The sequence below is a fragment of the Duganella sacchari genome (assembly GCF_900143065.1).
GTDB classification, from domain to species: domain Bacteria; phylum Pseudomonadota; class Gammaproteobacteria; order Burkholderiales; family Burkholderiaceae_D; genus Rugamonas; species Rugamonas sacchari.
This window is the reverse complement of record NZ_FRCX01000018.1, coordinates 55,947-80,221: the sequence shown is the minus strand read 5'-3', so window position 1 is coordinate 80,221 and position 24,275 is coordinate 55,947. Positions and strand designations below refer to the sequence as shown.

General features: G+C 64.0%; 18 protein-coding genes. 7 read left to right on the top strand and 11 right to left on the bottom strand.

The features are described from left to right. Positions 1-12 precede the first annotated feature (12 nt). From BUA36_RS27675 to BUA36_RS27665, 3 genes are read left to right on the top strand one after another with little or no spacing between them, the layout of a single operon-like run. On the top strand, positions 13-1,143 hold the full coding sequence (locus BUA36_RS27675) for an efflux RND transporter periplasmic adaptor subunit (RefSeq protein ID WP_072789965.1): 1,131 nt from the start codon (positions 13-15) through the stop codon (positions 1,141-1,143). 9 nt (positions 1,144-1,152) lie between these two features. Then, positions 1,153-4,287: an efflux RND transporter permease subunit gene (locus BUA36_RS27670; RefSeq protein ID WP_072789963.1), complete on the top strand. Its 3,135-nt coding sequence runs from the start codon at positions 1,153-1,155 to the stop codon at positions 4,285-4,287. Continuing rightward, positions 4,259-4,720: an AraC family transcriptional regulator gene (locus BUA36_RS27665; RefSeq protein WP_072789961.1), complete on the top strand. Its 462-nt coding sequence runs from the start codon at positions 4,259-4,261 to the stop codon at positions 4,718-4,720. Before BUA36_RS27670 ends, BUA36_RS27665 begins: the two co-directional genes overlap by 29 nt. Here the strand turns inward: BUA36_RS27665 and BUA36_RS27660 are convergent. The 5 genes from BUA36_RS27660 to BUA36_RS27640 all read right to left on the bottom strand — a co-directional run bounded on the left by BUA36_RS27660 (position 4,710) and on the right by BUA36_RS27640 (position 11,839). Further along, positions 4,710-6,101 carry an efflux transporter outer membrane subunit gene (locus tag BUA36_RS27660; protein WP_072789958.1) on the bottom strand — a complete coding sequence of 464 codons (1,392 nt, stop codon included), beginning with the start codon at positions 6,099-6,101 and terminating at the stop codon, positions 4,710-4,712. The two genes, BUA36_RS27665 and BUA36_RS27660, sit on opposite strands and share 11 nt — an antisense overlap. Next, positions 6,098-7,261, bottom strand: coding sequence for an HlyD family secretion protein (locus tag BUA36_RS27655; protein WP_072789981.1), 1,164 nt, complete (start codon positions 7,259-7,261; stop codon positions 6,098-6,100). Before BUA36_RS27655 ends, BUA36_RS27660 begins: the two co-directional genes overlap by 4 nt. A 5-nt stretch (positions 7,262-7,266) precedes the next feature. Further along, the gene (locus tag BUA36_RS27650) at positions 7,267-8,889 is read right to left on the bottom strand and encodes an MFS transporter (protein ID WP_072789956.1); all 1,623 of its coding nucleotides are present in this window, start codon (positions 8,887-8,889) and stop codon (positions 7,267-7,269) included. A gap of 82 nt (positions 8,890-8,971) precedes the next feature. Next, complete coding sequence (locus BUA36_RS27645) at positions 8,972-11,392, bottom strand: catalase (protein WP_072789954.1); 2,421 nt, start codon at positions 11,390-11,392, stop codon at positions 8,972-8,974. Between the two features lie 84 nt (positions 11,393-11,476). Next, complete coding sequence (locus BUA36_RS27640) at positions 11,477-11,839, bottom strand: hypothetical protein (protein WP_072789952.1); 363 nt, start codon at positions 11,837-11,839, stop codon at positions 11,477-11,479. Between the two features lie 180 nt (positions 11,840-12,019). Between BUA36_RS27640 and BUA36_RS27635 the strand changes: the two genes are divergently transcribed. The 3 genes from BUA36_RS27635 (at position 12,020) to BUA36_RS27625 (ending at position 16,351) form a co-directional block, all read left to right on the top strand. Next, entirely contained in the window at positions 12,020-14,212 is a 2,193-nt protein-coding gene (locus BUA36_RS27635; RefSeq protein WP_139260713.1) for a hypothetical protein, read from the top strand. Positions 14,213-14,371: 159 nt separating this feature from the next. Continuing rightward, positions 14,372-15,127 carry a substrate-binding periplasmic protein gene (locus BUA36_RS27630; RefSeq protein WP_072789948.1) on the top strand — a complete coding sequence of 252 codons (756 nt, stop codon included), beginning with the start codon at positions 14,372-14,374 and terminating at the stop codon, positions 15,125-15,127. A 102-nt stretch (positions 15,128-15,229) separates the two neighbouring features. Further along, positions 15,230-16,351: a branched-chain amino acid ABC transporter substrate-binding protein gene (locus BUA36_RS27625; protein ID WP_072789945.1), complete on the top strand. Its 1,122-nt coding sequence runs from the start codon at positions 15,230-15,232 to the stop codon at positions 16,349-16,351. Here BUA36_RS27625 and BUA36_RS27620 read toward each other — a convergent pair. Continuing rightward, the gene (locus BUA36_RS27620) at positions 16,314-16,895 is read right to left on the bottom strand and encodes a biliverdin-producing heme oxygenase (RefSeq protein ID WP_072789943.1); all 582 of its coding nucleotides are present in this window, start codon (positions 16,893-16,895) and stop codon (positions 16,314-16,316) included. The genes BUA36_RS27625 and BUA36_RS27620 overlap by 38 nt on opposite strands. 99 nt (positions 16,896-16,994) lie before the next feature. Between BUA36_RS27620 and BUA36_RS27615 the strand changes: the two genes are divergently transcribed. Further along, positions 16,995-18,611, top strand: a complete 1,617-nt coding sequence (locus tag BUA36_RS27615) for a response regulator (RefSeq protein WP_072789941.1) — start codon at positions 16,995-16,997, stop codon at positions 18,609-18,611. Here the strand turns inward: BUA36_RS27615 and BUA36_RS27610 are convergent. From BUA36_RS27610 to BUA36_RS27590, 5 genes are all read right to left on the bottom strand, one after another. Then, entirely contained in the window at positions 18,598-19,053 is a 456-nt protein-coding gene (locus tag BUA36_RS27610) for a response regulator (RefSeq protein ID WP_072789939.1), read from the bottom strand. The genes BUA36_RS27615 and BUA36_RS27610 overlap by 14 nt on opposite strands. Before the next feature lie 15 nt (positions 19,054-19,068). Further along, on the bottom strand, positions 19,069-21,279 hold the full coding sequence (locus BUA36_RS27605) for an ATP-binding protein (RefSeq protein ID WP_072789936.1): 2,211 nt from the start codon (positions 21,277-21,279) through the stop codon (positions 19,069-19,071). Positions 21,280-21,366: 87 nt separating this feature from the next. After that, positions 21,367-22,062, bottom strand: a complete 696-nt coding sequence (locus BUA36_RS27600; protein ID WP_072789933.1) for a TetR/AcrR family transcriptional regulator — start codon at positions 22,060-22,062, stop codon at positions 21,367-21,369. 18 nt (positions 22,063-22,080) lie between these two features. Further along, the gene (locus BUA36_RS27595; RefSeq protein WP_072789931.1) at positions 22,081-22,812 is read right to left on the bottom strand and encodes a YoaK family protein; all 732 of its coding nucleotides are present in this window, start codon (positions 22,810-22,812) and stop codon (positions 22,081-22,083) included. 43 nt (positions 22,813-22,855) lie between these two features. Further along, complete coding sequence (locus BUA36_RS27590; RefSeq protein WP_072789930.1) at positions 22,856-24,274, bottom strand: glycoside hydrolase family 19 protein; 1,419 nt, start codon at positions 24,272-24,274, stop codon at positions 22,856-22,858. Position 24,275 lies beyond the last annotated feature (1 nt).

The window sequence follows — 24,275 nt, the reverse complement described above, 5'->3', positions numbered from 1 at the left end:
GAACTGATTACCATGAAAACCAAACTCAAACCTGTCGCCTACATTCTGGCCGCCGCCTTTGCAGTTGCCGCTGCCGCCATCGCCACCTTTGTTCCGGCCGAAGCCGCCGACGAAAAAAAGGTCGATGCGCCCAAGCCGGCACTGACCGTGACCGCCACCAGGCCGACCTCCACCAGCCTGCCGATCAGGCTGACCGCAAACGGCAACGTCGCCGCATGGCAGGAAGCCAGCGTATCGAGCGAAACTACCGGCCTGCGCCTGACCGAAGTACGCGTCAACGTCGGCGATGTGGTCAAGGCAGGCGATGTGCTGGCGGTGTTCTCGTCCGACACCGTCAACGCCGACCTGGCGCAGGCGCAGGCCACGGTGCGTGAAGCGGAAGCCAATGCCGCCGATGCCGCCGCCAACGCCGCCCGCGCACGCACGCTGCAAAATTCCGGCGCGCTGAGCGCACAGCAGATCAGCCAGTACAACACGGCCGAGCAAACCGCCAATGCCCGCATCGCCTCCACCAAGGCCGCGCTGGCGATCCAGCAGCTGCGCCTGAAATACACCAGGGTGGTGGCGCCGGACAGCGGCGTGATCTCGGCGCGCAGCGCCACCGTGGGCGCCGTCGTCAATCCGGGCGTGGAACTGTTCCGCATGATCCGCCAGGGCCGCCTGGAATGGCGCGCCGAAGTGGTGTCGACCGACCTGCGCAACCTGAAGCCAGGCGTCAGCGCCGTCGTCAAAGCCGCCAACGGCAGCGAAGTCACCGGCAAGGTACGCATGATCGCGCCGACGGTCGATCCGCAAACCCGTTCCGCGCTGGTCTATGTCGACCTGCCGCTCAACGCCGGCAGCAAGGATGCACCGTTCAAGGCCGGCATGTTCGCCAGCGGCCAGTTTGAGCTGGGCGCCTCGTCGGCGATGACCGTGCCGCAGCAGTCCATCGTGGTGCGCGACGGCTTCAGCTTCGTATTCCGTCTCAACGCCGACAAGCATGTCAGCCAGATCAAGGTGCAACCGGGCCGCCGCCTGGGCGACCGCATCGAAGTGCTGGGTGGCCTGAACGCCGACACGCAAATCGTGGTGCGTGGCGCCGGTTTCCTCAACGACGGTGACCTGGTCAACATCGTGGCAGAAACGCTCGCGGCCAAATAAGGAAGCACCATGAACTTCTCCGCCCTCTCCATCAAAAACCCGATTCCGGCGATCATGCTGTTTGTACTGCTGTCGCTGGCCGGCTTCATGGCGTACAAAGCCAATCCGGTGCAGGACTTCCCGGATATCGAACTGCCGATTGTCACCGTCACCGCCGCGCTGGACGGCAGCGCACCGGCGCAGCTGGAAACCGAAGTCTCGCGCAAGATCGAGGATTCGGTCGCCACGCTGCAAGGCGTCAAAAACATCTACACCACGGTGCTCGATGGCGTCTCCACCACCACTGTCGAATTCATCCTGGAGAAAAATATCTCCGATGCGGTGAACGACGTGCGTGACGCCGTGGCCCGCGTCCAGGCCGACATGCCGGCCGAACTGCGCGACCCCAGCGTCACCAAGGCCACCACCGCAGGCCGTGTGGTGCAAACCTTCACCGCGCAGGCCGCGCAAGGCCCGGGCGAAAAACTCGACACCCAGGAACTGAGCTGGTTCGTCGACAACACCGTCGCCAAACGGCTGCTCAACGTGCACGGCGTGGGCTCCGTCAAACGCGTCGGCGGCGTGTACCGCGAGATCCGGGTGGAGCTGGACGACGCCCGCATGGCCGCGCTGCGCGTCTCCGCGCTGGACGTCTCGCGCCAGCTGCGCCTGGTGCAGAAGGAGGCGCCGGGCGGACGGGGTGACATCAGCGGCGCCGAGCAATCGGTACGCACCATCGCCACCGTGAAGACCGCCGCCGAACTGGCCACCATCGACCTGCCGCTGCCGGACGGCCGCCGCGTGCGCCTCGACCAGGTGGCAACCATTACCGATACCGTTTCCGAACCACGCGCCATCGCCATGCAGGACGGCAAGCCGGTGGTCGGCTTTGAAATCTTCCGTACCAAGGGCGCCAGCGAAACCGAGGTCGCCAAAGGTGTGCGCGCGGCCATCGCCGAGCTGCAACAGAACAATCCCAAAGTCGTGCTGACGCAGGTCATCGACAACGCCTTCCCGGTGGAAGAAAACTTTGAAGGCTCGATGGAGCTGCTGTACGAAGGCGCCATCCTCGCCGTGCTGGTGGTGTGGTGGTTCCTGCGCGACTGGCGCGCCACCCTGGTCGCCGCCGCCGCGTTGCCCTTGTCGGTGCTGCCGGCCTTCCTCGGCATCTACCTGTTCGGCTACACGCTGAACATGGTGACGCTGCTGTCGCTGGCCCTGGTGGTCGGCGTGCTGGTGGACGACGCCATCGTCGAGATCGAAAACATCGAACGCCACCTGCGCATGGGTAAAACCCCGATGGAAGCGGCACTGGAAGCGGCCGACGAAATCGGCATGGCGGTGATTGCCACCACCTTCGCGCTGGTCGCTGTGTTCCTGCCGACCGCCTTCATGAGCGGCATTCCCGGCCTGTTCTTCAAGCAGTTCGGCTGGACCGCCGTGATTGCGGTGTTGGCATCGCTGGTGGTGGCGCGTCTGCTGACGCCGATGATGGCCGCCTACCTGCTCAAGCCAGCCATCCACAAGGAAGAACAGGACGGCTGGCTGATGACGCGCTACATGCGTGTGATGAAGTGGTGCCTGAGCCACCGCCTGGTCACCGCATGCGCAGCGGGCGCATTCTTCGTCTCGTCCATCATGCTGACCGGCCTGCTGCCTACCGGCTTTGTGCCGGCGGCGGACCGCGCGCAAACCCAGATCAACCTGGAGCTGCCGCCTGGTTCCACGCTGGCAGAAACCAGCGTGGTGGCCGAACGCGCACGCGCCGCCGCCATGGAGGTCAAAGGCATCAAGTCGGTATTCAGTTCCATCGGTGGCGGTTCCAGCGGCGACTCGTTCGCGCCGGGCGCCGCTGCAGAAGCCCGCAGCGCCGTGCTGACCTTGTCCACCGTGCACCGCACCAAACGCAAGGAATCCATGCCGGATCTGGAAGCCGAAATCCGCCAGAAACTGAACGCCATCCCGGGCGCCCGCTTCAAGGTCGGCCCACCGGACAACGGCGTCAAGATGCAGCTGGTGCTGCGCTCCGAAGATCCCGTCGCCCTCAAAGAGGCGGCACAAAAGGCTGAGCGTGAACTGCGTACGCTGAAAGGCGTGGGCAACGTGCGCTCGACCGCATCGCTGGTGCGGCCTGAGATCATCGTCAAACCCGATTTCGCCAAAGCGGCGGACCTGGGTGTGACCGCCGCCGCCATCGGCCAGACCGTGCGCGTGGCCACCGCCGGCGATTACGACACCGACCTGACCAAGATGAACCTGCCGGAACGCCAGGTACCGATCCGCGTCAAGCTGCCGGACGCCGTGCGCGCCGACCTGGACGCCATCGGCCGCCTGACTGTGCCAGGCAAGAACGGCCCGGTACTGCTGGCCACCGTGGCCGAGATCACCATGGAAAGCGGCCCGGCGCAAATCAATCGCCTGAACCGCAGCCGCAACGTCACGCTGGAAGTGGAACTGGGCAAACGCTCGCTGGGTGAAGTCAACACCGAAGCACGCGCCCTGCCGTCGCTGAAAAACCTGCCGCCATCGGTCAAGATCGCAGAACTCGGCGACACGCAGGAAATGGCGTCACTGTTCGCCAGTTTCGGCCTCGCCATGCTGATCGGGGTGCTGTGCATCTACTGCGTGCTGGTGCTGCTGTTCAAGGACTTCATGCAGCCGGCGACGATTCTGGCGGCGCTGCCGCTGTCGATCGGTGGCGCGTTTGTGGCGCTGCTGATCACGCACAGCGCCCTGTCCATGCCGTCCATGATCGGCCTGATTATGCTCATGGGGATCGTCACCAAGAACTCGATCCTGCTGGTCGACTATGCTATTCTGGCGCGCCAGGCGGGCATGGGGCGGTTTGAAGCGCTGGTCGATGCGTGCCACAAACGTAGCCGTCCGATTCTGATGACCACCATCGCCATGGGCGCGGGCATGATGCCGCTGGCCCTGGGCTGGGGTGCAGATCCGAGCTTCCGCTCGCCGATGGCGATTACCGTCATCGGTGGCCTGATTACCTCGACCTTACTGAGCCTGCTGGTGGTACCTGCGGTGTTCACCTATGTCGATGACCTGGAACACTGGATGAAACGCATGCTGGGCAAGCTGCGCCGCGAGCCGGCTGCCGCCCCTGACCGTCAAGGAGAATTACATGCAGTACGAGATAAAAGAACTGCCTGAAGTCCGCGTTGCCTACCTGCGCTACAAAGGCCCGTTCGGCGCCGCCATCGGCGACTTCTGGCACCAGGTCGTCACGCCATGGCAGAATGCCTATGGCCTGGCCGACAAAGTCACCTATGGCGTAGCGCAGGACGACCCGAACACCACGCCGGCCAGCGAATGCCGCTATGACGCCTGCGTGGAAGTAGCGGCCGGCTACGAGATCAAGCCGCCAGCCAAGGAAGCCCATATTCCGGCGGGCCGCTACGCCGTCGCCAGGTTCCGTGGCACCGGCGCCGACGTGCCGGCGGCATGGGGTGCGTTCTTCGGCCAGCTGCACGCCGAAGGCAAGGCCGATGCGGGTGTGTGCTTTGAACGCTACGCCGCCGACTATCTGCTGGACCAGGAAACCGGCGTCTTCGAAGCGGAACTCTGCGTTCCGGTCAAGGCCTAGTCCAGCCGCCGCCCATGGCGCGGTACAGGTCCACTGAAGCGACCAGTATCCGCGTCTTCAACTGCAAGCGCCCAACGTCGGCTGTGAACAGCGTGCGTTGGGCGTCCAGCTCCTCCAGATACGAAGCGTAGCCGTTGTTATAGCGGTTGTGCGCAATGCGCAGGGTTTCTGCCGCCGTGGCGCGGCGCGCGTCGTTCTGCACCGCCTGCTCTTTCAGTCGCACGATGGCGCCCAGACTGTTATCGGTTTCGGAAAATGCCGTGCGGACGCTGTTCTCGTAAGCGTAGATGGCCTGGTCGCGCTGCGCCGCCACCGAATCGGTTTGATACTGCACGCGGTCACCTTCAAACACCGGCGCGGCCACAGCGCCCGTCAGCCGCCACAACGCGGTTGGCGCGTTGACGAAATCATGCCACTTCAGGTTCTGCACACCGCCCACTGCCGTCAGCTTGAACGACGGCAGCAGCTGGTCGCGGGTCGCCTGCAGATTGGCGTTGATGGCGACCAGATTCCGTTCTGCGCGGGCAATGTCCGGGCGACGGCGCAGCAGTTCGGATGGCAGGCCCGCAGGCACGGCCGGCGGCTGCAGGGCCTCCAGCTCCACACCACGCGCGATGGGACCGGGGTTGCCGCCGGTGAGGATGGACAAGGCATTTTCCTGTTCAAAGATGGCGCGTTTCAGCTGCGGCACCTGCTCGGCGGTGGTCTGGTACTCGGCTTGCGCCTGCAGCCATTCCAGCCGCGAGCTATAGCCGACATCAAACTGCTTCTTTGCCAGATCGCGCGATTGCTCGCGCAGCTTGAGCGTGGCCTCGGTCAGCGCCAGCTGGGCATCCAGGCCACGCAGGTTCAGGTAGCCAGAGGCCACCGTTGCGGCGATCGACAGGGCTGCCGCATCCGCATTGGCCTGCTCCGCCTGATAGGTCGCCGTGGCCGCATCCGTCAGCGCGGCCAGGCGGCCCCACACATCGACTTCGTAATTGGCCTGGAACTCGGCCTGATAGACATTGGTCACATACGGCACGCCGTTGTAGGCCAGCTGGCGCGTCCGCGTTGGCGCCGTATCGACGATCACATTGGCTTTCTGGCCCGCCGCGGCAACGCCCATCAGGGACCGGTACTGTTCCACACGCGCGCGAGCGATGCGCAAATCGCCATTGCCTTGCAACGCCCGGTTGACCAGTGCCGTCAACGCCGGATCGCCGAAGCCTTGCCACCATTCCTGCGCCACCGGCCCGCTGCCCTGCCCTTCCACCGCAGTGCGCCACGCGGACGGCATCTGCAACGACGACGCTGGCGGCGCCTTCACCGAAGCCGCGCAGCCGGCCAGCGCCAGCACCACGGCCACACTGGCGCTGGCGCGAGGCAGGCAGCGGCTCATTGCTTCGCTCCCACCGACGTATCGATGCTGACAATCACCGACATCCCCGGCGCCAGGCGGCGCGCCTTGGCCTGGCCCGGATCGATGCGGATACGCACCGGTATGCGCTGCGCGATCTTCACGTAATTGCCGGTCGCATTATCGGCCGGCAGCACGCTGAATTCGGAACCCGTGGCAGGTGAAATGCGCTCCACCACACCGGTCAGCTGCGCGCCATCCAGCGCATCGACCTTGAACGTGGCAGGCTGGCCGACCTGCACATTGTTCATCTGCGTCTCTTTCAGGTTGGCGATCACCCACAGCTGCCTCGGCACCAATCCCATCAACTGCGCGCCGGTGTTCACATACGCGCCCTTGCGCACCGTGACCTGCCCCAGCTGGCCGTCTTCCGGCGCCGTGATGTGGGTATTATCCAGATCCACCTTGGCCGCTTTCAACGCCGCTTCGGCGTTCGCCACCGCAGCTTCCAGCGACTGCTTGTTGACGGCCACCGTGCGTACCTGCTGTTTCGCGATCTCCAGGCTGGCGCGCGCCTGCGCCACCGCAGCCGCCGTCTGCGCCCGCGCCGCCTTCGAAGAATCCTGCTCCCGCAAGGACAAAGAACCATCGGCAGCCAGCGCATCGACACGCTTGAGATCCGCCACCGACCTGGCAGCCTGCGCCTCCGCATTGGCCAGCGTGGCCTGATTCAGCACCACCCCCGCTTCCGCCGTCTTGTGCGCCTGTACCCAGTTATCCATCGCCGCCTTCTGCGCCGCCAGCTGCGCCTGCGCCTGCTCGTAGCGCTGCTGATAGATACGGTCATCGATCTGCGCCAGCAGCTCGCCCTTGGTCACGTTCTGGAAGTCCTGCACCTTCACATCCACCACATAACCCGGCAGCTGCGTGCCGATCAGGGTTACCTGCCCACGCACCAGCGCATTCTCGGTCGAGACGATGGCGCTGCTGAACGGCGGCAGGCGCCACGCATACAGCACGATCAGCACACCCACCAGCGCCACCAGCGAGAAAAGAATCGCCGAGATGATCTGCGCCCGCCGGTCCGGCGCCGGCGCCGTTGGCGCGGCGGCGGCGACTGCTGCTGCCGCTGCTGCAGCAGCCACCGCAGCGACGCGGGTTTCGGACGAGGATTCGTTGTCTGGAGTATTGTTATTGGCCATGGATTTCAACGGGCTCCGGAGTTATTGAGAGAGACATTGGCCATGCCGGTCTGCGCATTGTGCGCAGGCGCCGGCTGGCAGACGACACAGATCGACCACAGATACCGCGCCAGCAGCCACGCCATGGTAATCAGCGCCAGCACCGTCACGGCCAGGAAGACATCGTTATAGGCAAGGATATTGGCTTCACGCGTGGCCACGCCGCCCAGCGACGCCAGCCCGCCGGACTGGATGCGCGCCGCCACCTGCGGATCAAGCAGCGTCAGATGGTCCACCAATATGCTGGAGTGGTACTTCTCGCGCCAGACCTGGAATGTCCCGGTCAGCGCGGTGCCGAGCAGACTGCCCAGCGTCTGCGTAATGCTGAACATGACCGAGAAGCTGACCAGGTTATTCGGCGCCGCAATCACTGCACCAAAGCCGGAGACAAACGTCGGCCCGACAAACATGGCGCCGCCAAAGCCCAGCAGGAACTGGCTCACATACAGGTCGGCAGGCCGGGTCAGATTGGTCGCATCGGAATCCATGTACGCACCCAGCGCCATCACCGCCACGGAAAAGATCAGCTGCCCCTGGATGCGCGCCGGCGTGATCGTCAACGCGCTGACCACCATGCCGGCTACCGCGCCAAGCATCGTGATCCACCACAGTTCCAGCATCTGGTCATTATTCAGGCCCAGCGCCTGCAAAAAGCCCACCGTGCCGCTGGCCTCCGACTGCACCACGCGGATCAGCAACACCGACAAGGCCAGCCGCGCCATATTGCCGTTACTGAGCCAGCGCGTGTTAATCAGCGGCCGCGCGCGGTTATGCTCGATCGCCAGTGCGGCTGCAATCAGCACAATCGAGCCGGCCAGCGCATACCCGAGCCAGCGCGACTCCAGCCACCACACCGTCCGGCCCAGTGCCAGCACGGCCGACAGCAAAGCCACGCCCGGTGCAAACAGGCCGAAGGTGACAAAGTCCATTTTCTCAAACGCCTTGATGCGGTCACCGGGCGGCAGTTTGAGGAACAGCACGCAGCCCAGCGACAGCAGCGCCAGCCCCAGTTCGAAGAAGTACAGGCCGCGCCATTCGGCAATCTCCATCAGCTCGGACGAAAACAGCCGCGCCATCGGCACCGCCAGTTGCGAGAAGCCGATGCCCAGCACCACACCCTTGAGCCGATGCTGCGCAGGGAAGGCTTGCAGCGTGTAGTACAGGCCCAGTGTCGTCAGCGCCGCACCGCTCATGCCGTGCGCTGCGCGTACCGCGATGGCCGAGGCCAGACCGTGCACAAACAAGTGCGCCACCGTGGCAACCGCATACAGCAGCAGGAACAATTCAGTGAACAGGCGCAGGCCATACTGCTGGCGGAATTTGACCAGCAACAGGTTCATGGACACATTGGCCATCACATACGCCGCCGGCAGCCACTGGATCTCGGCCGAATACACGCCCAGCGAACCTTGCAGGTACGGCAGGTTGACCGACACCAGCGCATTTCCGAGGCCGCCGGTAATCGCCACGATGAAGCCAACCACCAGGAATGCAATGCGTTTTTCGACAGCGTGATGTGGAGTGGACGGCGACCCAGGCAAGGTGGGACGCTCGTGCGGTTGCCAGACTTGAGGGGCGTATACGTCCATGCAGTGGTCAGGAATAGACGAAAAGATATGACGAGCATATCACTATGCCCGTCAGAGTTGAATACTTCAATGGTGATAGGGATTACAGCGGTGCTGCGTCCATCTCGCGCTGGAAGTTGCGGTGCCCCGCCAGCGCATGCTTGAAGTGCTCCAGCTCAGGCCCCACCGCGTCGCCCGCCGCCATCCACAGCGCGGGGTCCGGCGCACCGTCCTGCAGTGCCGCCGGTATGCCGGCCGCTTGCAGCAGCTCCTTGCCTGCGCCTATCGCCAATATGGGTTTGCAATGACGGAACTGCTGGCGCACGAAGTCGCGGGCATCGGCATCGCTGGCCAGCATGGCGGCGCTGGCGACGCCGTCGGCGATGATCACCGCGTCATACAGCACGGCGGGGCCGGCTTCGATCGAGATCTCGATGTCCAATCGCGAACCATCGGCGGCGGCCAGTTGTCCCAGTTGCGGCGCCACCACACGCGGTACGGCGCCTGCCGCCAGCAAGTCGGCATACACCGTCTTCAGGCTGTCCGCTTCCACGCCATGGGCGGCCAGTATCGCCACCTTGCGGGTCTTGATGCCGGTGCTGCCGGGCCGCGTCAACAGCGACAGTGACGGCGACGGTTCGTACTGCGGCGCAGGCGCATGGGAAGCCAGCGGCATCGGGTCCGGCACCTCCAGCCCCAGGCCCTGCGCCACGCCTTCAGCCAGGATAGGATCGACGTTCGCCAGCATGGACAGCAGCCGCACGCGGATGGCCGGCACCTGCACCCGGCTCAACTCGAAGCGGTAGGCATTGACAATGTGCGCCTGCTCGGCCGGCGTCTGGCTGATCCAGAACAGGCGTGCCTGCGAATAGTGATCGGCAAACAGCTCCGGCTTACCGCGCACCTTGTCTTCCAGCGGCTGCGGCATGCGGCTGAACGCTGTCGTAAAGCCGGCCATGCCCGCCTGGAACGGACAGCCGCCGCCCAGTGAATTCGGCTCATACGCCACGCGGCCGCGATGCACGGCCTGGCGATGCATGCCGTCGCGCTGGTTGTTGTGGACTGGCGCCAGCGGCGCATTGATCGGGATCTCGTGGAAGTTGGCGCCGCCCAGGCGGCTGATCTGCGTATCCAGATACGAGTGGATGCGCCCCTGCAGCAGCGGGTCGTTGGTAAAGTCGATGCCCGGCACGATGTGCGCCGTGCAGAAAGCCACCTGCTCGGTCTCGGCAAAGAAGTTATCCGGGTTGCGGTTCAGCGTCATTTTGCCGACCGGCTGCACTGGCACCAGTTCTTCCGGCACGATCTTGGTCGGATCCAGCACATCGAACGGGAATTGCTCCGCCTGTTCTTCGGTGAACAGTTGCAGGCCCAGTTCCCATTCCGGATATGCACCCGCTTCAATCGCCTCCCACAGGTCGCGGCGGTGGTAGTCAGGATCGGCGCCGATGATCTTGGCCGCTTCGTCCCACACCAGCGAGTGCGTGCCGCCCACCGGCGTCCAGTGGAATTTGCAGAATACCGATGCGCCGTCGGCATTCACCAGACGGAAGGTATGCACGCCGAAGCCCTGCATGGTGCGGTAGCTGCGCGGAATGGCACGGTCGGACAAGTGCCACATCAGCATGTGCGTCGATTCCGGCATCAGCGTGACGAAGTCCCAGAAGGTGTCGTGCGCGCTGGCCGCCTGCGGGATGCCGTTATGCGGCTCCGGTTTCACGGAATGAATCAGGTCCGGGAACTTCATCGCATCCTGGATGAAGAACACGGGGATGTTATTACCCACCAGGTCCCAGTTGCCTTCGTCCGTGTAGAACTTGACGGCAAAGCCGCGCACATCGCGCACGGTGTCGGCCGAGCCGCGTTCGCCGGCCACCGTGGAAAAGCGCACAAACACTGGCGTGCGCTTGCCTGCTTCTGCAAAGGGCGCGGCGCGGGTGATGGCGCTGAGATCCTGATAGCTCTCGAAATAACCATGCGCTGCGGAACCACGCGCATGCACCACGCGCTCCGGAATACGCTCATGGTCGAAATGGGTGATTTTTTCGCGCAGGATGAAGTCTTCCATCGCGGTCGGTCCGCGCAGGCCGACCTTGAGCGAATTCTGGTTGTCGGCTACCGGCACGCCCTGATTGGTGGTGAGGGGCTGCTCGCCGCCATCGGCGCGCACGCGGTCCAGATGGCCGGCCGGGCAAACGCCGGACGGCGGCACGCCGCTGCCGGTCTTGGGCGAGGCGCTGGTTTCGCCGGCCGTGCTTGAAGTGGAAACGGGATGTGGAACAGGACAGGTCCGTCCCGGCTGAGGCTCACGTGCGGCTTCGCCATGTTCGCCTTCCTTGTTGGCGTTGAATGGCATAGCGTGCGCCATTTGCTGGCCGCCTTCCGCCTTGTCCAGCAAGGCCTGGTCCTGGGTACTGGCGCCGCCCAGATTGGCGGGCAGCGTTGCTGATGATGGTCCTGACACGGTGCTCAATACAGTACCGGCCCCCATGACGGAGGCCGGCGAATTTTTAATGGTAGCCATGGATATCCTTAAACGAGACGACAACGCCCGCTCCGGATGAGCTGCCATTGGTCCCGGCAGCGCTACCGGCCGGGCTGGAAAAGATTATTTGCTATTGCGGGAGCCCAGCAGTTTCGAAATGCCATAGCCTGCGGCAGCTGCGACCAGTACCGACACCATCGGTGCGGCACGCACGCGGGTGCGGCTGGTTTCGCAGATGTTTTTGTAGCCTTCGACCACTTGCTTGCCGCGTGCGGCCCAGCGTTCCGAGGCGTTTTCCACGGTGTCGGCAACTTTGTCGACGCCGTCATGCGCCTGGCTGGCCAGACGGTCGGTTGCTGGCGGCACTTTATCGGCAAGCTTGTCGATGGTGGCATGCGCGTCCGAACGCAGGTCTTTGCCGATCTGGGTGACGCCTTCGCGGGCATTGCTGATTTTGCTGTCGATGCTGTTATTGCTGTTATCCATGATGAGATCCTCTCGTTGTGTTTGCAGTGTAGGAACTGACAAGATAGTCCCATCAACCACGCTTGACCGTGCGGAAGCTAACAATGTGAAAAATGGCTTCCTATGTGAATTAACACACGGACGGGAACGCCTATAAGGAGGATGCTAAAAACGACGCACACTATGTTGAAGGAGAGCGGCATGTTTCCCATCTCATCATTAAGCACGTCCGGCGCTGCTGAGCTGCAGCCGGTGGCGCGGACCGCGGAAACCTCGGCGGTCAACAATGCCGGCATCAATGCGGTCGGCACGGCGACGGAGGCTCCACCAGCCGCTTCGGTGACGGTGGACCTGTCGCCGGTGGCCAGCTTCCTGCTGACCGTGTCGAATTCACAGGAACAGTTAGCTCAGCTGCAGAACAGCGCGCCAGATGCGGCGCAGCGCGCGGATGTGCTCAACAGTGCGGTGCAGAATGTGGTGGACGCGTTCAACCTGCTGCCCTCGGTGAATTTCGATCAGGCGCAGCCGCAGCAAGCCTCACTGCTCAACAGTCTGGTCAATAACCTGACCCAGCAGACGCAGGCGAATGCCAATACACAGGCGCAGAATCTGGCGCGCGTGGGCCTGACCTTGCAGCCGCCGCTGCTGTCAGACCTGACTGGCGGCCTTTCGCTGGACCAGGAAGTACTACGCGCTTCATTCAATGCCAACAATCAGCAGACCACATCCACTTTGCAGAATACGCTGGACAGTTTCCGCCGCCTGGCAACCGATTTCGCTGAACGCGTGGCGGGGACAGGCAGCGCTCAGTTGCCAGCACTGGCGTCGGCACAGCAGCCAGCGCTGACGCCGGAAGATCTGGCGGCCAATGCGCGGCTGGACCTGGCGCGCGCGGAGCTGGACAACCTGACCAGCAATCCACTACGCGAAACTGCAGCAGACCGCCTGGCCGCACAGCGCGCGCAGCAGGACCAGTTGGGAAATCTGCAGCAGCAAGCTGAGACGCGGTCGCCCATCATCAATCAGCAGCTGGCGGCACAGAATGGCCTGACGCCGGAGCAGGCCCAAGCCAACCTGACCGCCGGCGCCCAGATCGCGCAGGCCGACCAGGCGGCCGATGCACAACGCGCGCAGCTGCTGCAATCGGCAACGCAGACAGCAAATGCCCAGCAGGCACAGGCTGCGCAAAACGCCGCCCAGGCAGCAAACAATCAGCAAACCGCAAACGCCCAACTGGCGCAGACGCAAGCAGCGCAAAATGCGGCGCAGGCGGCCAACAATCAGCCGGCACAGACAGCCGCCGCCCAACAGGCGCAGGCCACGCAGAACGCTGTGCAGGCAGCAAACAATCAGCAAACGCTGGCGGCGCAGAATGCGGCACAGGCCTTGCAGGGCCAGAATGCGCAACAGACGCAGATCACGCAGGCAGCTCAGGCACAACAGGCGCAGCTCGCACAGACACAGGCAGCGCAGCGGGCAGAGATTTCGCAGACGGCCCAGCAGTTGCAAGCAGCCCAGCAGGCACAGGCGCCGCAGGCTGCGGCCCTGTTGCAGACGCAGGCGGCCAACCAGGCCGCAACCGAACAAGCCGCACAGCAGGCCGCGAACCAGCAGGCGCAGCAGACGCAGCAAGAGGCCAGCACGCAGCAGTCGGCGACGCAGTCCGCTGCCGAAGCCGCACGCGCGTCCGCACAAGCCCAGACCACCCGCCAGCAGTCCGGCACGTCGCTGAACGCCGTCACCACCGCCAGCCAGCAAGCTGGCCAGCAGGCGATTGCGGCGCAGAATGCGGCACAGGCGGCAGCCAACATCAGCAGCAACGCCCAGCAGGCCAACGCCGCGCAGAACGCCGCATCACAAGTGGCGCTGGCCAACGCCGCCGCCAATGCCGCCGCCGTGCAAGCGCAGGCGGCACAAAATGCAGCCGACGCGATGGCTGCGCAGAACGCCGCTGCTACTGCCGCCGTGGCACAGGCCCGCGCAGCACAAGCCAATGCCAGCACGCCGGAAGCGGCAGCCACGGCGGCCAGCGTGGCGGCCCAGCAAGCCGCTGCCGCGCAGGAAGCAGCTTCCAACATGGCTGCGGCCAACGCCGCCGCGGCCGATGCCGCACAACAGTCGGCAGCTGCCGCCAGCGCCGCACAGCAAGCCGCTGCGGCGCAGATAGCCGCCGAGCAGGCGAATGTCGCGCAGTCCGCAGCACAGCAGGCAGCGGCACAAGCGCCTGGCGATCTGCGATCGAATCCGGCACTGGCAGCCGCGATTGCAGCTTATAACGTCAACGATGTCGCCGGCACCAACGCGCGTGCAGCGCAAGCCAACAACGCCACCATTCCACGGGTGGGGGCGGTGAACGCAACCACACCTTCGCGCGCGATCGGCACTGCGCCTTAGCGGCTACCGGCTTTACCCCTCAACCGGTGCGCTGGGGCCGGGGGTTGACCCCGTACGGGGTCAGCCCCCTTTGTGGTCCTGCGGGTTTTTTCAGTGCGCGCCGGGTTTTCTGTAATAATCTGGCGCATGCCATCCACCACGCCGCCACCGCGCCTTGCAATGACGGGCCTCCTGCTGGCGCTGCTGCTATGGTGCGTGCTGGCGCCGCGCGCCATCGCAGCGCCCACCGTCCCGCTGCTGATCGGCGACACGCTCGACGAACAGGGCAAGCCCAAACCTCTCAACCCGCTCAAACGCAAGCTGCTGGACGCGCTGGAAAAAGAACTCAACGTCACCTTCGAACTGCACATGTACCCATGGGCGCGTGCCGAGCGCTATGCGCTTGACGGCGCAGGCCTGATCTTCGGCCTGCCCATCAACGCCGACCGCCTGCACACCCTGCGCTACTCCAATGTCGCCGCCTACAACAACCTGTGGATCGTCACCCGCAGCGACGCCAGCTTCTCCTTCAACACCATTGACGACCTGCGCGGCAAAGCCATCGGCATTGTCCGCGGCTACCATTACGGCGATGAATTCGACAATGCCCGCCACAGCCACCAGTTCCGCACCGATGAAGACATCGCCTCGCGCGGCACCCGCCTCACGCGCCTGATGCTCAAGCGCGTCGATGCGGTGCTGCTGTTCCAGCCCAGCACCCAGAGCGCACATGAGGTCGAGACGGAAATCAACGCCTACATGGCGCCACGCCTGCGGGCCATCGGCCCGGCTGCCAACGCCAGCTTCAGCGTGCTGCCCAAGCCATTGAGCACTGACAGCGGCGTATTTTTCGCCATCGCCCGCGACAAGGACGACGGCATCATCGACCGCATCAACGCCGCGCTGGCACGCATCCGCCAGCGCACACCGAATTAAATTCTGAACCGCTGCTGTTTGAGGCCCCAACTCGGACGATAATATTTTGTGTTTTTGGCGATAATCGTCAGACCGCACTACCCATCATTATCAGGAGATCACATGAAGTTGAAGCTTACCGCCGCCGCCCTGGCGCTGATGACCGCCTTTGGCGCCCACGCCCAGGACACCGTCGTGAAAATCGGCCATAGCGGCCCGCTGTCCGGCTCCCAGGCCTTCTCGGGCAAGGACAATGAAAGCGGCGCGCGCCTGGCAGTGGAAGAGCTCAACGCCAAACCGATCACCGTGGCCGGTAAAAAACTGAAATTCGAACTGCTGTCGGAAGACGACCAGGGCGACCCGAAAGCCGGCATGGCCGCCGCCCAGAAGCTGATTGACGCCGGCGTGCGCTACGTCGTCGGTCCCTACAACTCCGGCGTCGCCATCCCGACTTCGCGCGCCTACAACGACGCCGGCGCACTGGTCGCCACCGTCGCCACCAACCCCAAGCTCACGCAGCAAGGCTATAAAGGCCTGTACCGCGTGAACGCTAGCGACACCCAGCTGGGGTCCAAAATGGCGCTGTATGCTGCCAATGAACTGAAACTGAAAAACGTTGCCGTGATCGACGACCGTACTGCCTTCGGCCAGGGCGTGGCGGAAGAATTCAAGAAGCAGGCCAAGGCCGCCGGCATGACCGTGGCCGGCCACGAGTTCACCAACGACAAGGCGTTCGACTTCACTTCCATCCTGACCAAGCTGAAGACCAAGAAGGTCGAAGCGATCTTCTTCGGCGGCTATGCACCGCAAGGCGCGCCGATGGCACGCCAGATGAAACAGCTGGGCATCAACGCCAAGCTGCTGGGCGGCGACACCATCTGCACTGCGGAGATGGGCAAACTGGGTGGCGATGCTGTCGGCGACAACGTGCTGTGCTCACAGGGCGGCGCGATCCTGGACAAGGCCTCGGCCGGTCCGGCCTTCAAGGCCAAGTTCAAGGCCCGCTTCAAGCAGGAGCCGGACGTGTATGCGGCAGCCTACTACGACGCCGTGATGATGTACGCCCAAGGCATGCAGAAGGCGAACAGCATCGACGCGCAAAAGGTACAGGCCATCATCAGCGGCGCTTCGTATCAGGGCGTGGCCGGTGTGTACGCATTTGATGCCAAGGGCGACATGAAGCAGTCGCCAGTGACCATCTTCACCTTCAAGGGCGGCCAGCCGTCTCCTCTGACGAGCTATTAAGCAGCGCGATCAGGCTGTCGAATGCCTGCCGGGCGCCCCGGCAGGCGTCTTCGATCTGCGGCGCCGTCACCACGGCGCCACGCAAGGCAGTCAAAAACTGCTGCCAGCGCGGACCGGGGTTACCCCCGCCGCGCAGATATTCCAACGGGTGCGGCGCCAGCCGCTCTCGCAGGTGCTTGTACAGCACCGCGCCGCCCAGCTGCGATCCCTCGATCACATACGCCACGCCCCAGCGGTATGCCTCGCTCTCCTGCTGCGGCCAGGGTTCCGCGTCCGCCAGAGCCGGCGCCGCCGCTACGCCCTGCAACGCCGGGTGCGCAAGGTCGGACTGGATCAGGCTCAGATAATCGCGCCGTTGCAGGTGCGGCAGCGGCGCTGCCAGCAGCCACGCGTGGATCGGCGCCAGCCACGCTTCCAGCAATTGCAAGTGGTTGCGGTAGGCGCGCAGATCCGGCTCCGGCGCGGCCAGCGGCGTGCGCGTGTCCAGTTCTGCGTGGCGCTGCGCGGTCGCTGCGCGCAAGGCGGTCAATACATCCAACGTCATTCCCCTGATTAACTGAGTCTGGCAATTTAACATAACCGTACCGCGCGCGCCCTTGAGGCGTGCTCAGGTAGAATCGGTATATCTATACTTGCGCTCCCCATGAACGATACGCTCTCCCTTCATTGCTCCGTATTGCTGATAGACGACGAGGCCATGGCCGAGGATTTGATCGGCTACCATCTGTCACACCAGCCCGGGATACGCCTGCGCTACCACCACGATGCGTCACAGGCGGTCGCGCTGTGCCGTGAAATCCAGGCGACGGTGGTGCTGGTCGACCTGCGCATGCCCGGTGCGGACGGCTTTGACGTGATCCGCATGCTGCGCGCGCAGCCGGACACCGAACATGTGCCCATCATCCTACTGTCCTCCGAGGATAACGCCGATATCAAGGCCCGCGCCTTTACGCTGGGCGCCAACGACTACCTGGTCAAATGGCCGGACGCGCGCGAGCTGGAGGCACGCATCCGCTATCACAGCACCGCTTACCAGGCCCGCCTGCAGCGTGATGCCGCCTTCCTCGAACTGCGCCAGCGCGAAGAGGAACTGCGCGCCAGCCAGGCCGCCCTGCACCAGTCGCAGAAAATGGAAGCCATCGGCCAGCTGACCGGGGGCGTGGCACATGACTTCAACAATGTCCTGCAAATCATCGCCGGCAATCTGCACCTGCTGCAGATGACGGGCGGCGTCAATGCGCGCGGCATGGAACGCATCCGCAACGCGCAGAACGGCGTCGAGCGCGGCGCCCAGCTGGCAGCGCACCTGCTGGCTTTCGCGCGCCGCCAGCCGCTGCAAAACACGGTGGCCGCACTGTCACCGCTGCTGGCGGACATCCAGGACATGCTGCGCCGCGTGCTGGGGCCGCGCGCCGTGGTGCAGACCGACATCGCGCCACAGTTGTGGAATACCGAGGTTGACGTCGGCCAGCTCAATAACGTCATCCTCAATCTCGCCATCAACGCGCGCGACGCCATGGACGGCGAAGGCACACTGACCATCCGCGCCCGCAATCTGCCGGCCGGCTCACAGCTGCCCGGCTCGGAGGGCAACCGCGACAAGGATTATGTGCTGATTGAGATTGCCGACACCGGCTGCGGCATGTCGGCAGAAGTGATGCAGCGCGCTTTCGAGCCCTTCTTCACCACCAAGCCCACCGGCCAGGGCACGGGCCTGGGGCTGAGCATGGCGTATGGCTTCGTCAAGCAGTCCGGTGGCGAGATCGCGCTGCAAAGCGTGGTGAAGCAAGGCACCTGCGTGCAAATCTGCCTGCCGCGCAGCCACGGCGCGCTGGCGACGGACACTCACCCCGCGCCGCCGCCGTTGACCAGCGGCGTGGAAACCATCCTGGTGGTGGAAGATGAGGAAGACGTGCGCACCGCCACCGTCGACCTGCTATCGGCGCTGGGCTATGAGGTGCTCAGCGCTGCCGATGCGGAGCAAGCGGCACAGATGCTGGAAAGCGGTACGCGCATTGACCTGCTGTTCACCGACGTCATCATGCCAGGCCGTATCAGCAGCCTGCAATTGAGCGAACTGGTACGCCGCCTGCAGCCGCAGGCGCAAGTGCTGTTCACCTCCGGCTATGCGGAAGGCGTACTGGCGCACGACGGCAAGCTGCCGCCAGGCGTGCACCTGCTGCAAAAGCCCTACAACGCCGAGACGATGAGCGCGCGCATCCGCCACCTGCTGCGGCGCCGCTCCACTACTGCGGCTTGATGTAACGGTGCGATCCTGGCGGTGGCTCATTGAGCACCGCCCAGAAGATGCCCAGGTCCGCGATGGCGCGTACAAACTCCGAAAAGTCGACGGGCTTGACCACGTAAGCATTCACGCCCAGTTCATAGCTGCGCACCAGATCCTGCTCCTCCTTGGAAGAAGTCAGCATCACCACCGGCATGCTTTTCAATGAACCGGTGCCGCGGATCTGCGCCAGCACTTCCAGGCCGTCCACTTTGGGCAGCTTCAGGTCCAGCAGCACCACGGCCGGATTGCCCTGTTCGCGGCTGGCGTAGGCGCCGCGCGAATGCAGGTAATCGAGCGCTTCGGCGCCATCGCGCACCACGATCACTTCGTTGGCCAGCTGGCTGCGCTCCAACGCGATCAATGTCAGTTCAAGGTCGTGCGGGTTATCTTCGACCAGCAAGATAGGTTTCAACATAGGCGTTTCTGTTTCTTAGTCAGGATTAGGCAAGGCGAAGGAGAACGTCGCTCCCTCGCCCGGCACGGAGTTGGCCCAGACACGGCCGCCATGGCGCTCGACGATGCGGCGCACATTGGCCAGGCCGATGCCGGTGCCCTGGAAATCTTCCATGCGATGCAGGCGCTGGAAGACGCCAAACAGCTTATGGACATACTCCATGTTGAAGCCGACACCATTGTCGGCCACATGAAATACCGTCTCGCCCGGCAGTTGCTCGCTGCTGATGCGGATGACGGCAGGATTTGCGTTGCCCGTAAATTTCACGGCGTTGGACAGCAGGTTAAGCAACGCCAACTGGAGGAAGGCAGGGTCGCCCATGACCTCCGGCAGCGGTTCAATTTCCCAGTTGATGCGGTGCGGCGGCAGATCGGGCGCCAGTTTGTCGATGCAGCCCTGGACCATGTCGCGCATGCTGAAACGGATGGGGTGCAGCGCCGCGCGGCCCATCTGCGAAAAACTCAGCAGATCGTCCACCAGCTTGCCGGCCAGGCGCGCCGCGTCCTTGATGTTGGCCAGGAAGCGCTGGCGCCGTTCCGGGTTATCGCTGCCGGCCGTCTCCATGAGCAGGTCGGAGAAGCCGACGATGTGACGCAAGGGCGCGCGCAAATCGTGCGATACCGAATACGAGAACGCCTCCAGCTCCTTGTTGGCGCGGCCCAGTTCTTCGGCCAGGTCGGCCATCTGCTCGGCGCGTTCCAGCGCAATGCCCAGCAGCGCGCCCCGGAACTCCAGTGCCAGCTCCAGTTCCGCCTCGCGCCACGGCGCGCTGGTGCCGTGTATGGTCTGGCGCCACAGCTGGAAGCTGGTGCGCGGCGACAGCTGGGCGGCGCCCCCCTGCTTGCTGTCCGGGCGGCCAGCCCAGTCGATATTGTACACGTGCTCGGGACGGAACCACAGCAGATAGTGCTGGTGGATGCGCGAAATCGGCATCGCCATCAGGCCGCTGGCACTGTCGCTGAATTCCGCCGCCGGCGCATAACGTTCGCTCAGGTGCGCGCTGTGAAAGATGTCGTCCTGCACATTGGCCGCCAGCCATTGTGTGAGCGCGCGTATCTGGTCATCGGTGGGCGTGTCGCCAAAGGTGACGAGCCGGTCCTCGACCACCACGGCGACGCCGCCCGCGCGGGCAAAGTGCAACAGCTCGGGCAGCACGCTGCGCAGGTTGTCGATGAAATCCGTGCCCTGCGTCAGGCCGCCCAGCACGCGCACCATGGCGCGCCGCACTTCAAGGCGGAACTGCAGCTCATCGGCATCGCTGCGGTTGCGGATGTGGAGCGAAAGAATTTGTCCCAGCTGTTCGCACACGCTACGCTGATGGAAACTCAGCGGGCGCGGTTCGGCGTGGTGGCAGGAGATCAATCCCCACAAATGCCCCTTGATCACGATTGACACCGACATCGAGGCCAGGGTGCCCATATTGCGCATGTATTGCAGGTGGACCGGCGACACGCTGCGCAAGGCGGCAAACGACAGGTCGCTGACCTTGCCGCTCACCGGATTATCGGCGGGCGTCAACCGCGAAGGCGTGTAGTTGGCGTCCTGGATCATGCGGATGCGGTTGGCCACATACAGCTCGCGCGCCTGGCGCGGAATATCGCCGGCCGGGAAGCGCTGGCCCAGATAGCTTTCATAGCCATCGGCCAGGCATTCGGCGAGCACGTTGCCATGGCCCTCTTCGTCAAAGCTGTACACCAGCACCCGGCCGTAACCGGTCAAGGCACGGATTTCGGCGGCGGCAAGGCGGCACAGCGCCACGATGGAATCGGCTTCGCTGATCTTGTTGAGGAAGTCGCCCACCAGCGGGTATAAATGCTGGAGACCCGCGCCGGCCCCCGGCTCAAACTCCAGTATCGCCAGCTGGTCGCCCGCATGGGCCAGCACCTCATAGGGCTGTTCGCCAAGGCGCACGGTCGCCAGGTAGCTAGGCCGTTCGCGCAGCGGCTCCTCCAGCTGCAGCGCCAGCATATTGGCGGCGGGGCCGATCACCTCGGCCAGGGGACGCCCCAGCGCCTGTTCTGGCGCCACGCCGGTGAACTGCGCCAGATTATCGCTGGCCTGCACCACGACGCCCTGCGCATCCAGCGCCAGCAAAAAGCCGTGCGGCTGGATCGCTCCCGGCGTGCGGATAGGCTCCTGCTCGCAGCTGGTGATGTCGATTGCAGTGGTGGCGATGGCCTGTGACATAGCGTAGAGTCGGAATTAGCCGAAGTTAGCAGGCACCAATGATATCAATTCCCATTCCGGTATGGCGCACAGATGAGCAAGACCACATCAGTTATCCTGAGCTGTCTTTAACGTGGCGAAGACGGGAGACGACACCGGGCCGATCTCCGGCAGCGGCATACAGGCGATGCGCCGGGCTTCTTCCGTCGCCAGTCCGATGCCGCGCAGTACGGTGAACAGCATGTCTTCGATATGCTGGCTGCTGCCACCTTCGGTCAGCAAGGTCTCGATGCCGAAGAAAACTGAACCCAGTATCATGTCCCGCACCACCAGCGCGCTGCCGGCGGCAAAGCGGCCATTGGCGATGCCCAGCTCCAGGTCGCGCGTGAGGAAGCGGTCCAGCCGGCGGCCGCGCACCGCATGGGCAGGACCGATGCGCGTCAGGAAGGCGCCCCACACCGGATAGCGCAGCGCGAAATGTACGTACAAACGCGTACCGATGCAGAAGCGTTCGGCCGGATCGTCGTAGCGCAGCACGTGCGGATCGACCATGCCCAGCACCTCTTCGTTGAGCTCCGCCGTGACGGCCGCCAGCAGCTCGTGGGTGGTCTTGAAATAATTGTAAAAAGTGCCACGCGCGACACCGGCGGCGGCGATGAAGTCGTCAATCACGGGTGCATCCGGGCCTAGCTGGGCAAACACGCCGATGGCGCTGCGGATCATGAGTGCCCTGGTACGTTCGCGCCGTTCGATACCGGCGCGCTTCTGGTGATTGTCTACGGGGATGGTAGCGGTTTCAGTCATCCGCCAAGTATAGACCACTTATCGGTTGGCACGCACGTCGTCAAACAGCGGCACGATCGCCAACAGTAGCAACACCAACGCCAGTGGCACAGTGGCGATAAAGCCCAGGTATTTAAAGCCGAAAGCGCCGGCTATGCCGCCGCACAGGAACATCGCCAGCAGGGAGCTCAGTAGCGCCAGACGCTGACGGTCGGCTGTGACGCGGCCGGCGATGCTATCGCGATTCCAGTAAGCCAGCTTGCCCAGTTCGATGCCGATATCGGTCACGAGGCCCGTCACGTGCGTGGTGCGGATCTCCGCACGCGACGCCTTGGTGACGATGGCGTTCTGCAAACCCATCACGTAGCACAGCAAAGCGACAGTGCCGGCGATATGTCCCTGCGATGCGAGTTGGGCGCCCATGAGCCCGAACACCAGCAGCAGCGTTGCCTCCAGCAGCAAGGGCAAGGCGTAACGGCTGTGGGCGTCGTGCCGGCGTCCCCAGTTAATCAGGATGGCCGACGTGGCGGCGCCCATGAAGAATGCCGCCAGCGACGCCAGTCCCGCCCACAACAGGGCCAGTTGGCCCAGCGCCAGGTTGTCCGCCAACGCCGACACGATCCCGGACATATGCGACGTGTACTGTCCCACAGCGAAAAAACCGCCTGCGTTGACCGCGCCAGCCACGAAGGCAAGCGAACGGCCAAGGCGGCGGTTGCTGATGTCGGTACGGTGCGGACCGGCGTAGGTCCGCAGATAGTGCATGGGCATGACTGGCCTCCGTGAGCAATGTCGGCCAGTCGATTGTACAACCTTACTTCAGCGTGACGTTCCAGTTCTTCTCAACGCACTTGGTGTAGTTGCCGGCGATGAGGGCGCTGTACGGCGTCTGGTAGCTCACGAGCTGGCACTGGTAATCGCCGCCAGTGTTCCAGTTCTTCTCCCAGTAGATGTTGTAGGCCGCCGAACTGCTTGAGTTGAAACGCTGCATGCTGGCGCACGACAGCTGTTCACTCCCCACATTCCATCCCAGATCCGCCGCGAACTGCTTGTAGTAGTCGATGCGGTTCTGCGCTGCCGGCTTCTCCGTGCCCGTACCGCATTCGGCGTTGATAATCATGATGGTGGTGGCGAAGTTGTTACCCGCTCCCGCTGCATTATCCGCCGCATTCGGCACCCAGGTCCCATCCAGCACATGCAGCATCGATGGCTTGGGTGGTTGTGGATAGACGAAGAAGAACGTCGCCGAGGCCAGGTTCAGCCACGTGGACGCCACCAGGTCGGGATTCTTCAGCAGCACCGACTGGTCGCCGTTGTACATCACCTGCGAGAACGGCCCGTAGTTGTAGTTGTACGAGAGCTGCTTGGCGCCGCGCCCGTAATACTTCTTGTAGCTGCCGTCGGCGTTCTTCCCGCAAGTCCAGACGGCATTGAATACCGGATCGGCGCACTCGGTGTTGTAGCCGCAGCCCGTACCGTTTTCATCGCAGCCCAGTTCCCGCAAATACTTCAGGCCCTGGCGCCACTGCGGAATCGGCAGGCTGGCATTGTGCTCGCCCGTCTCCTGTGCGAAGTGGGCGAACATGGTTGCCAGCGAGTGGCGGCAGATGGCATCCGCATCGCGGCCATCCGTGTAGTCTCCGCACACTGCCGGGAACTTGGCGACCGCCTGCAGGAAGCGGGTGTAGGTGTAGCTTGGCTCGCGGATGCCGAAGTAGTAGTCCCACTTGGCGGAGCTCAGCAACCGTTCCACACGCTTGACGTTGGCCGGGTTGCCCGACGCGCCGGGTGCGACAGCGTCCACCAGTGCGTTGTCCAGCGTGCGGATCGAGGCTTTGACCTTGCGGAAGAAGTCATTGTTGGTGAGATCCGCCTCCCGCGCTTCCGCCTGCGCCTTGGTCGGCACGCCACCTGGCGTGGTCGGTGTGGTCGGATCGGTTGGCGGGTTGGTGGCGTCGCCAACGTACTTCCATGGCCCCCACTGGTCACCTGCATTCGGCACGGTGCCTTGCACCCACCACTTGGCTTCGTACTGCTTGCCCTGGTAGATGGCGCAGCTGCCAGCGGTATAGACCGCAGTAGCGCTCCATGCCGGGCAAGATGCCGCCGCCACGCCAGCCACGCCGCCCATCAGCAGGCGTGGCGACGCGCTGCTCGCCTGATCGCTGCTGCTACCGCCACAGGCGGTGAGCAGTACAGCGGTCAGCGAGGCGAGTATGAAATGGTTCTTCATC